Here is a 13,986-nt window from a genome sequence, read left to right on the forward strand (position 1 = left end):
GCAATATTAGAAAAGCTAACTTTTAATTTCCAGTTAAGGACTAAGTTGGCTTCACAAATTATGCTAAAAATACACTCATAACCTAAGTGGACTAAGCTAGGAAATCATTGCCAGTTGACCGTAAAAAATTTCCCACTTGCCTCTGTTTCCCAAATTAGGAAAAGTTACGGCATAACATCCCTTGTGCAATGCTATACCTCTACACAGTCCGCTATTAAATTAAATAATACAAAAATATGCAACAATAATTTCTTCATTGATCAAATATTGAACGTTGTGTAGACTCATCGGCCGCATTAGTAAATAGCATCGAAATGTGATGTTTCTTTCCCAATATAGAATGTTTTAGTTTCCTTATTGAATTAAAAAATTTAGGAGTATCAGTGGCTTTTGGAATAATTTCAGCTTTATGTGCGATGGTAATGTATCTTCAAACTCTATGGACTGGAATGCCAAGAAAACGTTGGTTAAGTTTGGCCTTAGTAACAGGCCCCGCGGCGTTAATTCTTTTTCGAGTGCACTATCGCAGAGCGTGGATGCGTCGCTGCGCAAATTTAGTTAGTTGGAAAGCGTAAAGTAGTTAGGCCAAATGAAGCTAGACTATTGTACTAGCTGTAGGTTTGGTTTTTCACTCGGGGTGTGTTGCTTTAAAAATTGTTCAAATTCACTGCTTGAAAGCGGTTTTGAATAGTAATAGCCCTGAACTGTTTGGCAATTTAGCTGTTCTAAAATATTGAGTTGTTCTTCATTTTCAACACCTTCTGCAACAACATGAAGATCCAAGTTATGCGCGATAGTGACAATAGAGTCCACCATGTTTCTACCGCGCTCGTTACCCATATCATCGATAAATGCTTTATCGACCTTGAGTGTATTCAGCGGAAATTGCTTGAGATAAGCCAGTGATGAATAGCCAGTACCAAAGTCGTCCATGGCTAAGTGTATCCCTCTAGCACTAAGAGAACGCATTATCGAAATTGCTTCTTTTGGATCGTCCATCACCGTTCCTTCAGTAATTTCTAACTCAAGAAAATAAGACGGAAGTTGATTTTTTTGCAAGATAATGTCGATACGAGTGGTTAGATCCGGCAAGCTAAACTGTTTCGCTGATAAATTTACCGCAACTCTGCCGTTGAACAATCCTTTATCAATCCAGCGCTTCACATCACGGCATGCTTTGTCTAAAACGACTTCACCAATTTCGATTATCTGCCCGGTTTCTTCTGCAATAGGAATAAAAACACCAGGGCTTATTACTCCTTTTTTCGGTGTAACAAAGCGAACTAGTGCTTCCATGCCAACCAGTTCACCGGTTTTAATATTCATTTTAGGTTGATAGTAAACGACAAAGTGATCCTCTTTGAGGCCAAAGCGCATCAGGTTTTCAATTTGCAGGCGCTTAACCGCTTGCTCGTTCATGGAATCATTAAAGAATAAATAATGGTTACCCTTTTGCTTGGCATGATACATAGCCGTATCTGCATTTTTCAGCAGACTTTCAGGAGACTTACCATCTTCAGGGCACAGTACAATTCCAACAGAAGAGGTGATCACTAACTCGTGATTAGCAATTTTAAAAGGTGTCGCAATCGCCGCTAGAAATTGTTTTGCTGTACGTGTAATCGTGTGAATATCATTGGTGCCTGAAATCACCAGTGCAAATTCGTCACCACCTAGTCGGTAGAACGTATCTTGCTGGCGAGCAAGTTTATTTAGCCGCATTGCCAGTTTCGCAAGTAGCGTATCGCCTAACTGGTGGCCTAACGAATCGTTGATCTTTTTAAAGTTATCTAAGTCAAAGACAAGTAGAGCATGGTGCGTCCCTTGTAACGATAGCTTTTGTAAATTGGTAAAGAACAGATTGCGATTGGGAAGACCTGTCGTACGATCGCGATTAGATAAATTGTGGAGTTGAGACTCTGCTTTTTTACGCTCGGTTAAATCAGAGTAAACAACCACATAGTTGCTGATCTGACCGTGGCTATTTTTAATTTCATCAATCGTAATCTCGATAGGCAAGAGTACGTCGGCCGCATTACGAAGTTTGAGCTCTTCTTGCCAATGCTCTGTTTGTTTAAGCTGAGCCTTTACCTGAGCAACAAACTTATTGTCATAGCCTGGTAAGCTAAAATGCTTATTTAAATAGTGTTCTCGTTGACCACCAAATAATTTAAGGTAGCTTGGATTTAGATCGACCAAATTATAGTGTCGGTCATAAATTGCGATCGCGTCAGTAAGTGATTCAACACATTTTGCAAACAGATTTAGCCTTTCCTCGGTACTCTTGAAGTGACTAATATCGCGAACCGTACCTGTCATTCTTAGGGGGTTAAGGTTGACATCTTTCTCGATAATTTTGCCCCGGTCTAACACCCAGTGATATTGACCTAGTTCATCTTTAATACGATAGCTTGCTTCGAAAAATGGCGTCTTTTCTGCGAAGTGCTGTTTCATCAGCTTTTCAACGATTAATCGGTCTTGTGGATGGATCCTATGCTGGTTGGGTATAACGCTTCCTGGCTTCGCAGAGTTCATGCCGTATTTGTCGTTGATCCGAACAATCTCACCTGATTGAATATTCCAGTCCCATAAGGTATCGCCACTGCCTTCAATCGTACTTTTAAATCGTTGCTCTGAGTGCTTAAGTTGAAGAGTGGATTTTTTGAGTTGGTGATTCGACCAAACTAAGTAAGGAATGCTGAGTAGAGCAATCACGCATGGTACGAGCCAAGCTAACTGGGCACCAGTTAATACACTTGCTTCACTGGCGTAAGTTACATGCGGAGTCAGTGATAAAAGTAGTGCATTGATTGTTATTGTTTTTATTTTTAGGCTCATATAATGCGTAATTCATAACTGCAATCTCTAATCTAAATCAAGCCATTGTAGTAGTCAAAAGGAAAACGTTGATTAAGGGGAAATTCAGGTTAATTGCGGTTTTTCACAACAGCGAAACAAAGTTTCAGATGAAATTCATTGTGCTAACGAATATAATTGCATGCTTTTTGAACTTTTATTAGGCTCAAATGAATGGACTGGGTGAGAAAAGTCTTATTAGGCATTAAAAAGTTTGATAAGCACTCCTTGCTTACACTAAAGCGCTAATTACACTTTAAAATCAGTCGTGGAGCATTTGGCTCTAACATCTTATCTATATAAGTAAGGATGTCTTCTAATTCCAAGTCGGACAAAGCTTGGATTAATCTTTGTTGCATATCAAATTGGTGGAGGTCATTGGTAATTGAAATCCACAAACGCTGCGCCCTTAGCCTTAGGTTTTTGTCTTGCTCCGAAATATGTAGCAACAAGCTTTCTTTCGAACGTTGCCAACTCATCTCATCTAACTGATGTAGCTGTTTGGAAAAGTGCTTAAGAAATTGGTTATGTCGAGCAAGTAGGTGTTCACTATCAAAGTTGGGAGATTGAATATAAAAAGCGATACCTGCGCGAGTATTGAATGGTGCATATCCAGCGCCAACCAAATAGCCAAGTTGTTCCTTCGTTCTCAATTGTTCAAAATAATCTTGATTAATGAGGTTATTAATCGCCATCATGGTGACTTTTTCTTTAACGGAATCGGTACATGATTGAAAATATTCAATAAAGGCATAATCACTGCCTTCGCGTTCGATATGTTGTTCCGTTAGTTTTGTTAACTCATTTAGGGGGCGCTTTAGATCTTCCAAAATTTCGCTGCTTGAAAATAGTCCGTGCACTGATGTTTTTAACTTTTCAGCATGCTTTAGTTGCCAGTTGCCATGCATAAAAGCTTTGACATGAATGGCTGAAAAAAACTGCTTTCGGAATAGTTGAAATTCGTTAAAGCTGGCGCTTTTAAGCGCGCTGGCTAAATCTTCAGGGCTTGGGTTCCATGGCATCAAATGTGCCCCTAGTCGGCTAAACAGTTCGCTAACCGGCTTATTTTTATTGTGACTTTTCCAGTGGCGGATAAGTTGCTTTTTATATTCCGCAAAGCGAGCTGCATGGATTGGTTGATTCAGTAGCGCCTCGACTAGCTCTAAAACCAAGGTGATTTGATTACCCGTAAGTCCTGCGGTGTGGAGTGTTAAGCCACCTTGATGGGAGTTAATATGATAACTCAGGCCTGCTAATTCTGCGCTATAAAAACGCTCAGCGACCGCATCCATAAAGAGATCGGCAAACAGGCGAGAGAGTGCCATATGCTTGTGGCAGGTGACGGAGGGGGCGGAGTCTATCTCAAGATAAAAATGCCCCTTGGTAACTCTAAAAGTCAAATCTTGTTTAAACCAAAATTCAAAACCTGGCTGATCAGCTAATCGGATCGGCGTATCCTGTTCACTCTCTACATCATGAAGTGGATTTTTCGCGCTGAGGTATGGATTAATTAGTGGCAGCGACATTTGTGGCAAAGGCATATGCACATTATAAAGAGACTCAATCCAATCTGTAGCTATCTGGGAGACACTATAAGGCGTGTTGTACCATTTGGCTTTCTTATCGACTTCGACATCTGGGTGGATTAATACCAAACGCATATTCGTTGGGCACAGATGCATAAGCAGCTTCTCATGTTGTTCGACTGCAAACCCATCCATACGATAATCGCCGTAGAGAAAATCGTCTTCTTTGTAGTGGTGCATATTAACACTGATTGAATTAACCCAATCTAACATGCGGCCGACTTCTTGGTTATCGAACGCGATATCCAATAATGTACTTTTATCTTGGTAAAGACGCGGCAGCGCTGCAGTGTTTTGCTTAATTAATGCCAAGTACTCAAATAGCATTTCCACTATGTCGTCATAGTATTCAATTCCTTCATCAGTGAGTGCAAAACTGATGTTAAAATCTCTAAAGTTACTTCCCGTGATACCACCTCCAGCGGACAGCGCGTTGATCCAACCTTGTGATTTGAGAATTGAATACAGCGACCCTTTACCTTCATACCCCAGTAAGTGAGCTAAAAAGCTAACGCTTTTGTGGCGATACAAATCTTCAGGGTTTGGCATGGCAAAGCTGACGATGAGCTTTTGCATATGCTTTCGAGGTTTAATTTTTAACTCTAATTGTAAGTCGCACTCACGATACATCGGCGCTTGTATAGCGGGTTTAGCTTCTTTAGTACCAATTACTTTCGCAAACGGTAAACAATAAGATCCCAAGATCGTTAACGGTTGTGGGCCAGCTACAACCAGAGTCATCCACTGGGCCTTATAATATTTATTGAAAAATGCGCGTAATTCACTGGCGATATTGCCGTTACGATCTGCGAGAGTGTCTCGCGTACCAACAGAAAACTTGGCGAATGGATGTTTAGGATTGATGGTTTCCTTATGAACTTGATAGATGCGACGGCCATCATCTTTGATTTTCATTTTAAACTCGGCGTCAATCGCTTCACGCTCTTTTTCGGTATCGCTTTCACTTAATAAAGGAGACACAAAGAATTGGCTAAAGCGTTCTAGCGCTTCATCTAATCGTTCGGCATCACAGTCAAAATAATAGCTTGAGTGCTCAGTGCCTGTCCATGCGTTGCTTTGACCACCATATTGACTAATAAATTGAGAAAACCCACCAGAATCAGGGTGCTCAACGGTACCAAGAAACAGCATATGCTCTAAAAAGTGTGCCATCCCTTGGCGATTTTCAGGATCGTCAAAATGACCAACATTAACGGTTAATGATACGGCGCACTTAGCGGTTGAATCGTCATTGATCAACAAGACTCTAAGACCATTGTCCAGTGTTAGTAATTGGTACTGCCGACTATCATTATTACTCAGTTTCAATATGCTGCTGCCGATAAATTAGTTAAAAGATAACTGAAGGTAATTAGAATTTCATTTCATGTTAATCCTTCATTTGTTTTAATATAGCGAACAAACCAGTGAGATAGCTACCGGTTTAGAAGAAAATAATATCCAGCTGCATATATTGAGTAGTCAGCAAGCATAAGATCCTCTGCAGTGAGTGGTACAAAAGGGAAAGGCCATTAGCGACAATAGTTTAAATGCGGATCTCATCGCGCATAAATATATGTAGGATGATATAAATAGAAGGTGCTGAACAGTATGAAGACTATCTTGATAATGCGTCATGGTGAAGCCGAGCCTATGCAAGCGGATGATGCGAGTAGAAACTTAACCGAACAGGGGCTAAAGCAAGCCAAGGATATGGGGCAGTGGTTAAAACAGTACTTTGAGATAAATGCCGCTTTAATAAGTCCGTTTACCAGAGCGCAGCAAACTGCCGAGCAAGTGCTTGCTGTGCAAACTCCTCGGTTGGTTGAAACTTGTTCTGATATCGTACCGAGTGGTTCAGCACATACAGCCATTGATTATCTAGAAACGCTTATTTCAATGCACCCTGAGTATCAAACGTGGATTTTGGTGGCGCATATGCCAGTTGTAAGTTATCTAGTCGACCGCTTATGCCCCGATACTATGCCTATTTTCTCAACCGCAGCTGTCGCTATCATTGAGTATAATGAGCAAACAGGTCGAGCGGAGTTTACATCGATGCAATTACCTTAAGTCTTTCCATCAGTATTTTATAATAGAAAGGCTAAAACTTACCTTTAATCGGTCTAATGTCCTCTTTTTAATTTTGTTTGAACTTTATCATTACACCGGTGTCATAGCTTTGGCACTGCAATCATGATTACCGACACGGTCAGTACATTTGTTTGGGCGCAAATTGTATTGTTCAGATAACCGGCACAGTTTCGACCACTGTGTGATGGTTCTGTTATCGGTAAAATTGTTTTTGTGGAACTTATATAGCTATAAGTTCAAAGGACAATTGTCCGCTTTTTTGTGTTTTTTGTTGCTAAATGTTGTAAACTGTCAGCTAACGTCGCTGAAAGTTGCAAAAAAATTGATTTTTTAGTCCGGTTTATAAAGCAAAGTAGAATTTACCTGCTATAATTACCGCCGTCTCGTTCAGCCTTACAAAGTTGTATCGCACTCTCGGCTGTAAGGTCCGCGTTAGCCTATTTTGATCGCGAAAAATTGAACGTTCACGCCAAGTGAAACGGCGCCCAAATTTTTAAACCGTTGAACAAAGAGTGCACTAAAAGGTCGAAAACCAACATGAAAGCAATGAAAAGATCTACGTTAGCAACCCTCATTAATGCTACGTTGTTCTCTGCTGTGGCAGGTACTTCATTTTCTGCACTTGCTGAGGAAGAGCAAGCCAAAAAAAATCAACTGGAAGTCATTCAAATCACTGCACGTAAACGTGTTGAAAATGCTCAGGAAGTGCCTGTGTCTGTTTCAGCACTTCAAGGTGATAACTTAAATGCTTACAGCTCTGCGGGTATGGACATTCGCTTTATGAATGCGAAGATCCCAAGTTTATCGGTAGAATCTTCGTTTGGTCGTACTTTTCCACGTTTTTATGTACGTGGCTTAGGTAACACAGACTTCGATCTAAATGCTTCTCAACCTGTTTCTTTGGTTGTTGATGAAGTGGTTCAAGAAAACCCTATTCTAAAAGGCTTCCCTGTATTCGATATTGCACGTATTGAAGTATTACGTGGTCCTCAGGGCACGCTATTCGGTCGCAACACGCCAGCCGGTCTGGTTAAATTCGACACGGTAAAGCCAAGCCAAGAGTTTGACGGCTATGCTGCTGTTTCTTATGGTAGCCGCGGTGCGGTAGACTTTGAAGGCGCAGTAGGCGGCTCAGTAACTGACCGTGTATCAACGCGTATTTCTGCATTGTGGCAGGAACAAGAAGACTATATAGATGTAAAAGCGCCAGGCTTCGAGAAAGAAGATTCTCTAGGTGGTTACAGCGAACAAGCCGTTCGTGTTCAGTTCCTATATGAAGGCGATGATTTTAATGGTCTACTAAACTACCACTATCGCGATTTGGATGGTCGCCCAATTGCATTTCGTGCGAATCTAATCGAGAAAGGCACAAACAACATTAATCCATTGTACGATAACGATGTGGTTTATCATGATGCGGCTTCTCGTTCAACGCAGCAAGTAGAGACTCAAGGTTTGAGCCTAAAACTTGAGTGGGATTTACCTGAGCATACTGTAACATCAATTACTGCTTGGGAAAGTGCTGAAATCTATTCTCGTGCAGATGTTGATGGTGGTTACGGTCCAAATGGATCTGGCATTTCGGGCCCAGGTTTGATTATTTTCACTTCTGAAACAGCAGATGTTATTCCTGAGCACAACCAGTATACGCAAGAACTTCGTTTATCAAGCAACTTTTCAGGCGACTATAACTATCAGGTAGGTCTCTTCTTATTTGAAGAAGATCTCATGATTGAAAGCTATAGCTTCGATACGAATGGCTATGATGCTGCGTATGCCCAGTATGGCGTGCAAAACGGTTACGCTTACCAAGATCAAGATACATCAGCATGGGCGGTATTCGGCTCTTTTGATTACACCGTGTCTGATGATTTAAAAGTAACTGCTGGTCTGCGTTATTCTGACGATGAGAAAGAGTTTTACGCTAAGCGCACTAAAAACCCAACACCTTGGAATGGTTCTCCTGACGTACTTGATGGCACCGCTAACCCAAGCGATAGCCACGTAAGCTGGGATTTAAGTGCGACTTATAAGCTAACTGATGACGTAAACTTGTTTGGTCGCGTAGCTAACGGTTTCCGTGCTCCAAGTGTTCAAGGCCGTATTTTGTTCGGTGATGAAGTGACTGTTGCTAAGTCAGAAACTACCAACTCAATTGAAGCAGGTATTAAGTCAGACGTACTTGATGGCCAAGGCCGTGTAAACGCGACGGTATTCTACTATCAGATGGATGACCAGCAGCTAACGGCTGTAGGTGGCGATTCAAACTTTAACCGCTTAGTGAATGCTGATAAAACAACCGGTTATGGTTTTGAGCTTGATACTGAGTGGGTGTTAACGGACGAGCTAAATGCAACGTTTAACCTAAGCTATAACAAAACTGAGCTTGAAGATAAAAACCTTGCGGTTCAAGTTTGTGCTCAATGCACCGTCACAAACGCAGTTAATGGTCAGGGCCTAGCAGTACTTGACGGTAACAGCCTACCTCACGCTCCTGAGTGGATCGCAAACGCAACACTTCGCTACACGAAAGAGTTAGAAGATGGTGAGTTCTTCGTATATGGTGACATGTCTTACCGTAGCGAGATCGATTTCTTTTTATACAAATCAGTAGAGTTTGAAGGTGAAGCGTTATTTGAAACAGGTCTACGTGCTGGTTATATGTGGTCTGAAGGCGATAACGAATATGAAGTATCTGCCTTTGTTCGTAACCTATTTGACGAGCAAGTGGTTATCGGTGGTGTAGACTTCAATAACAACACAGGTATGCTAAATGAAGCGCGCTTTATTGGTGCTGAATTCAAAGTGAAATTCTTCTAATTCGCGCTACAGTGATTATAATAGAGTAACTAAAGCCCGCATTAAGCGGGCTTTTTAATGAAATTTTTATGTTAGGAGTGGATATGTCAGGTTTTTGGAATTATCGAGTGATATATTGTGAAGCAACGAAAGACGAAGCGGCTTTATATCAAATCCATGAAGTGGAATATAACTTAAATGGTAAAGTCACGAACTGGTCTGAAACGGGGGCTGCACCTTTTGGTCGTTCGATGGAAGAGTTGCAAGCTGATGCAGATAGACTGAAGTCAGCTTTCGATAAGCCAATTCTAAAAGTAATTAGACAGCCACGAGGCTATACATTAGTTGAAGTTGATAGCGGTGAAGAAGCCACAGCTGAACCACCAGCAGGGATCAACGGTTAATTAGTACAACCAATATTAAGGAGTGTAAATGCGTTTTCAGGCTGTTTTATTTGATTTTGACGGTACATTAGTTGACTCAGAAGCACTCCATTACCAAAGTTGGATGAAGGTGTTAGCCCCGTATCAGATTACTTATACGGAACATGACTTTTGTGATGAGTTTTCGGGTGTACCAACGCTTAAAGCCGCGCATATACTCAAAGAAAGACACCAACTTGCGCCTTCTGCCTGTGATCTATGTGATGAAAAAAATATCGCCTTTGTCGCAACTGCTGCGGAAGTACTCCCCAGATTAATGCATTTTGCAAAGCAAGTGGTTGAATTAACCTCAAGGCGTTGTCCAATCGCACTCGTAACAGGAAGTAGCAAAGCAGAAGCGCTTCCTGTTTTACAACACTATCGGTTATTAGAGTTATTTTCTGTCATTGTGTGCAAAGACGATGTCGAACAGCCGAAGCCTCATCCAGAACCTTATCGCAAGGCGCTCGCTGCGCTAAACATTGCGCCACACGAAGCGGTGGCAATAGAAGACACCTGCACAGGACTAACCTCCGCCAAGGAAGCTGGGTTAACTGCGGTTGTCGTACCAAATATACACTCTAATAAACAAGATTTAAGTCTTGCCGATCATTCATTTATCGATCTCGAAGCGGTTTTTGACTGGCTTTGCCCTGAAAGGTAATAGCAATTGGTATAAACAGGGACTGTTAGTCAAAGCTATTCGATTTTACAAACGTCGATTCTTATGCAATCTTTAAGCATGAAATTTGTTAATTTTTGATATCAGTGACTCTAAACGGCTCAAGAGTATGCCAATCGGTATTAGTACAGGGCACTGGTATTAACTATCCACTGCAAAGGATTATGCTATGCGATATGTACCATTCTTGTTCTGTCTATTATTAGGTTTTTCCAATCTCCTTTATGGAAATGAAACCCACACAAAAATCCAGCTCGCTTCGATATATCAAGGCGACGAAGATATTTCTAATTATCTTGTTAGTGAAAAATTCGATGGTGTTAGGGCCATTTGGGATGGCTCAAAACTGCGTACGCGTGGCGGTCACTTAATTAAGGCGCCAGACTGGTTTACGCAAGGGCTACCTGATACATGGTTAGACGGTGAGTTGTGGGCTGGGTACAATAACTTCGCTTTTGTGAGCGCGATAGCAAGACGCCATTCGCCTAATAATGAACACTGGCGTCAAGTGACTTATTATGTATTTGATGCGCCAAATTCTACAGAAATATTCTCTCAGCGTCATGAGCGTTACTTAAGCCTACTAAGCCATATTGAGTTATCACACATTAAACCCGTCAAGCAGCTATCATTTGGCTCCGTTGATGAGCTAAACGACTATTATCATGGTGTCTTAAAGCGAGGCGGTGAAGGGGTTATTTTGCATGCTAAAAATGCCAAGCACGAAGATGGAAGAACAACCAACGTATTAAAATACAAGCCGTACCTTGATGACGAAGCCATCGTGATTAAGCATTTACCCGGTAAGGGAAAGTACCAAGGGATGATGGGATCGCTATTGGTGAGAGATGAACAAGGTATGGAGTTTAAAGTTGGGTCGGGGTTTAGCGACGAAGAGCGCGCATCACCACCACCGATTGGTAGCCAAATTACCTATCGATATCAAGGATATACTAAGTTTGGTAAACCGCGTTTCGCGCGATTTTTAAGAGTAAGGCCAAAATTATAGAAAGCTACTACGACAGAGAAAGTTTGGGGATTTTTAGACGCTAGCGAGCACAAAGACTCGCTATCAAAAGTGCAATGGACTTATTCTGCACGGCCCATGAACTTGGATTCAGCAGTGTTGATCTTAATTTTATCACCGCTTGAAATATGCTCAGGAACTTGAACAACAAGGCCTGTCGTTAATGTCGCAGGCTTTGTTCTCGCGCTAGCAGATGCGCCCTTGATTGAAGGAGAGGTATCTTCAATCACAAGCTCTACGCTGGAAGGCAAGTCGATAGAAACAGGCATGCCTTGAACTACGACGATAGATAAACCTTTAGTTGATTCATCGATAAATAGCAATTGCTCAGCAATAGACTCTTTATTTAGGTGGTATGGCGTGTAATCTTCATCATCCATAAACACATATTCATCACCATCTACATATGAAAGCATTGCAGGGCGGCGGTTAAGATCTGCAAGTGTCAGCATCTCTTCCGCTTTAAAAGTTTCATCTACTTTAGAGTTATCTACTACATCGTACATACGCATACGGTATAGGCTACCACCAGCGCGACCTTGTGGTACTGAGCGCTCAATGTCACGAACAATCATTACGCGGCCGTTATACTCGATCGCGGCATGTTTTTTTATTTCACTTGCCTTTGGCATAGCTTAATTCCTAATACAAATAAAGTTGGCACAATATAATCATTTTTCGGCTTTTTGGCGAGTTTCAAAACTCATTCTAAGCTTTAAATACCGTATAAAGTCGTCATTTCTGAGTACTTGATCCCAAAGTGCTGGTCAAACCAACGGTTGATATAATCATGCTCGGGCTCAAGCTTGGCACAGCGTAGAATATTTTCACCTTTATTGGTGCCAAGTGCCTGTCCACAGTAATTTTGCTTCCAAGTCAGCGTAAGATCTTGAGAGAACTTTTTGAGTAATTCGTCAAAGGTCTTTTCTGTTATCTGTGAAAGATCAAGAAAGTCGGGAGACAGCGGTGTGATATCAAGTTGCTCAAAATCAGCCTGATGTGCACGTGTTTTATTATGCTTACTATCGCTTGCACTGCCTTTGATATAACGATGGGCTAAACTCGCCTCATAATTAACATTGATATCAAATTTCTCATCATAGATGGTCACCGGATAAGTAAATTCTCGTGTGACTTCGACAGTGTGTGTGTTATCTGAATTATTTGGGTCTGGTCGTTCAACTTCCTGCTGATAATGCTTACGCTGAATATATTGGTTGCTATTGCGGTAATAGTCCGCATCAACGTATAGTTCTAATGAAAGCTGTTTACTGCCTTCGCTATCAAACCAGAGGCTATTATTAAATGCCGTATTTAGGCTTGAGATAAATGCGCTGTATTGTCCTCTGATTGAGTTGCCAAAGCGCAAGCCAATATCAACACGATCTCTTATGTTCATTGCAAAATAACGACTTTTATCTTGGTTATCTACACGTAAACGTTTTGGAGTTTGCCACGCTAAACAGTATTTTTCCGTAAAACTTTTTAAATAGAAGCGCTGTCCGCTGACTTGTCCTGCAATTTCATCACACTTTTTCTGCGCTTGCGTTCTTAGCGTGTCATAGTGGGTGCTCATGGCGCTTGCTAATTGCGCATTGCTGATCAGATGGCGATAATTATGCTCAAACAGCTTAAACTTGTCGGGATAGGGCGTGTTTGATAGCGAGCGGGCTTCGTCGAGTAGCCATTGCCTCACGTAATCCAGCTCTTCTCTTTGGGTATTTGCCATTGCGCCATTCGGTTTCATTTGCCACTGAGCTTGGTTTTTTACGATTTCTTCTAGCCTAGTTGCAGCAGCGGTGTAGTTATTTGCCAAACGCAGCATACGGACATCGATAAGACCTTTATCTATAAGCTTATCTCGCGCCAGTGTTAAACCTTGTTTCGCTTCAAGATCCTCAGGGTCTTCCGCGAGTGCTTGTGAATAGTATTCAGCAGCTTGGCGGTACATTCCTGCTTCGTAAAGTTTATTACCTTTATAAACCAGCGATTTACAGCCGCTAATAGCAGCCAATATTGCAATGATGATGGCGGTTTTCTTGATCATAATATCATTCCGTTCGCGCAAAAAGTTCCATAAGCACAGTTATTGATTTTAGTATCCATTCGTTTGACGTACAGGTGCACCCGTTCCTAAGCTTTTAACAGGCTTATAATACAGGGTTCTGGCGAAATCTACATCACTGTATTGTTACGATTTTATTTTGGGTAATATTGAATCATTATGCTCAACGTAGCCTAAAAGTTCAGCTGCTTAAGTAAGATCAGAGCTCACAAACAACCGCATTTTCCTTTCATCACACCCGAAAAACATAACAGCTCGGCGGGTGTACCACCTCCCACAAAGCTGTCTGCAATGCTAATTAGGAGGTTATGCTGATAGTTTTTGTAACCCTTGCAAACAGCTTCACCGTAAAAATCGTAGACGATCTCACAAGCAACTTATTCCCCCCCTCCATCACACCCGAAAAGCATAAGCCGATATGCAATGTGCCGACAGGATGTCGGCCAAGTCTTGTC

Annotated in this window: 9 protein-coding genes; 5 read left to right on the top strand and 4 right to left on the bottom strand. The window is 41.6% G+C overall.

Annotated elements, in window-relative coordinates; translation table 11 throughout:
- Nucleotides 1–600 precede the first annotated feature (600 nt).
- Nucleotides 601–2,838: a bifunctional diguanylate cyclase/phosphodiesterase gene (locus CKO50_RS01320; protein WP_095726704.1), complete on the bottom strand. Its 2,238-nt coding sequence runs from the start codon at nucleotides 2,836–2,838 to the stop codon at nucleotides 601–603.
- Nucleotides 2,839–3,101: 263 nt separating this feature from the next.
- Nucleotides 3,102–5,771, bottom strand: coding sequence for an insulinase family protein (locus CKO50_RS01325; protein WP_095726705.1), 2,670 nt, complete (start codon nucleotides 5,769–5,771; stop codon nucleotides 3,102–3,104).
- 282 nt (nucleotides 5,772–6,053) lie between these two features.
- Between CKO50_RS01325 and sixA the strand changes: the two genes are divergently transcribed.
- From sixA to CKO50_RS01350, 5 genes are all read left to right on the top strand, one after another.
- Complete coding sequence (gene sixA, locus CKO50_RS01330) at nucleotides 6,054–6,515, top strand: phosphohistidine phosphatase SixA (protein WP_095726706.1); 462 nt, start codon at nucleotides 6,054–6,056, stop codon at nucleotides 6,513–6,515.
- A gap of 558 nt (nucleotides 6,516–7,073) precedes the next feature.
- Entirely contained in the window at nucleotides 7,074–9,356 is a 2,283-nt protein-coding gene (locus tag CKO50_RS01335) for a TonB-dependent receptor (RefSeq protein WP_095726707.1), read from the top strand.
- A gap of 83 nt (nucleotides 9,357–9,439) precedes the next feature.
- The gene (locus tag CKO50_RS01340; protein WP_010374748.1) at nucleotides 9,440–9,739 is read left to right on the top strand and encodes a hypothetical protein; all 300 of its coding nucleotides are present in this window, start codon (nucleotides 9,440–9,442) and stop codon (nucleotides 9,737–9,739) included.
- Between the two features lie 28 nt (nucleotides 9,740–9,767).
- Complete coding sequence (locus tag CKO50_RS01345; protein WP_095726708.1) at nucleotides 9,768–10,421, top strand: HAD family phosphatase; 654 nt, start codon at nucleotides 9,768–9,770, stop codon at nucleotides 10,419–10,421.
- A 187-nt stretch (nucleotides 10,422–10,608) separates the two neighbouring features.
- On the top strand, nucleotides 10,609–11,448 hold the full coding sequence (locus tag CKO50_RS01350; protein ID WP_095726709.1) for a DNA ligase: 840 nt from the start codon (nucleotides 10,609–10,611) through the stop codon (nucleotides 11,446–11,448).
- Between the two features lie 80 nt (nucleotides 11,449–11,528).
- Here CKO50_RS01350 and yeiP read toward each other — a convergent pair whose 3' ends face one another.
- Together yeiP and CKO50_RS01360 are read right to left on the bottom strand one after the other, a co-directional pair.
- Nucleotides 11,529–12,098: an elongation factor P-like protein YeiP gene (yeiP, locus tag CKO50_RS01355; RefSeq protein ID WP_010606026.1), complete on the bottom strand. Its 570-nt coding sequence runs from the start codon at nucleotides 12,096–12,098 to the stop codon at nucleotides 11,529–11,531.
- An 83-nt stretch (nucleotides 12,099–12,181) separates the two neighbouring features.
- Entirely contained in the window at nucleotides 12,182–13,513 is a 1,332-nt protein-coding gene (locus CKO50_RS01360; RefSeq protein WP_095726710.1) for a tetratricopeptide repeat protein, read from the bottom strand.
- Between the last annotated feature and the right edge of the window lie 473 nt (nucleotides 13,514–13,986).

The sequence above is a fragment of the Pseudoalteromonas sp. HM-SA03 genome (assembly GCF_002289345.1).
Taxonomy (GTDB): Bacteria; Pseudomonadota; Gammaproteobacteria; order Enterobacterales; family Alteromonadaceae; genus Pseudoalteromonas.

Coding starts and splice junctions, on each gene's coding strand:
- CKO50_RS01350 (WP_095726709.1), top strand. CDS start 10,609: ATGCGATATGTACCATTCTTGTTCTGTCTATTATTAGGTTTTTCCAAT.
- CKO50_RS01360 (WP_095726710.1), bottom strand. CDS start 13,513: ATGATCAAGAAAACCGCCATCATCATTGCAATATTGGCTGCTATTAGC.
- yeiP (WP_010606026.1), bottom strand. CDS start 12,098: ATGCCAAAGGCAAGTGAAATAAAAAAACATGCCGCGATCGAGTATAAC.
- CKO50_RS01340 (WP_010374748.1), top strand. CDS start 9,440: ATGTCAGGTTTTTGGAATTATCGAGTGATATATTGTGAAGCAACGAAA.
- CKO50_RS01320 (WP_095726704.1), bottom strand. CDS start 2,838: ATGAGCCTAAAAATAAAAACAATAACAATCAATGCACTACTTTTATCA.
- CKO50_RS01335 (WP_095726707.1), top strand. CDS start 7,074: ATGAAAGCAATGAAAAGATCTACGTTAGCAACCCTCATTAATGCTACG.
- CKO50_RS01345 (WP_095726708.1), top strand. CDS start 9,768: ATGCGTTTTCAGGCTGTTTTATTTGATTTTGACGGTACATTAGTTGAC.
- sixA (WP_095726706.1), top strand. CDS start 6,054: ATGAAGACTATCTTGATAATGCGTCATGGTGAAGCCGAGCCTATGCAA.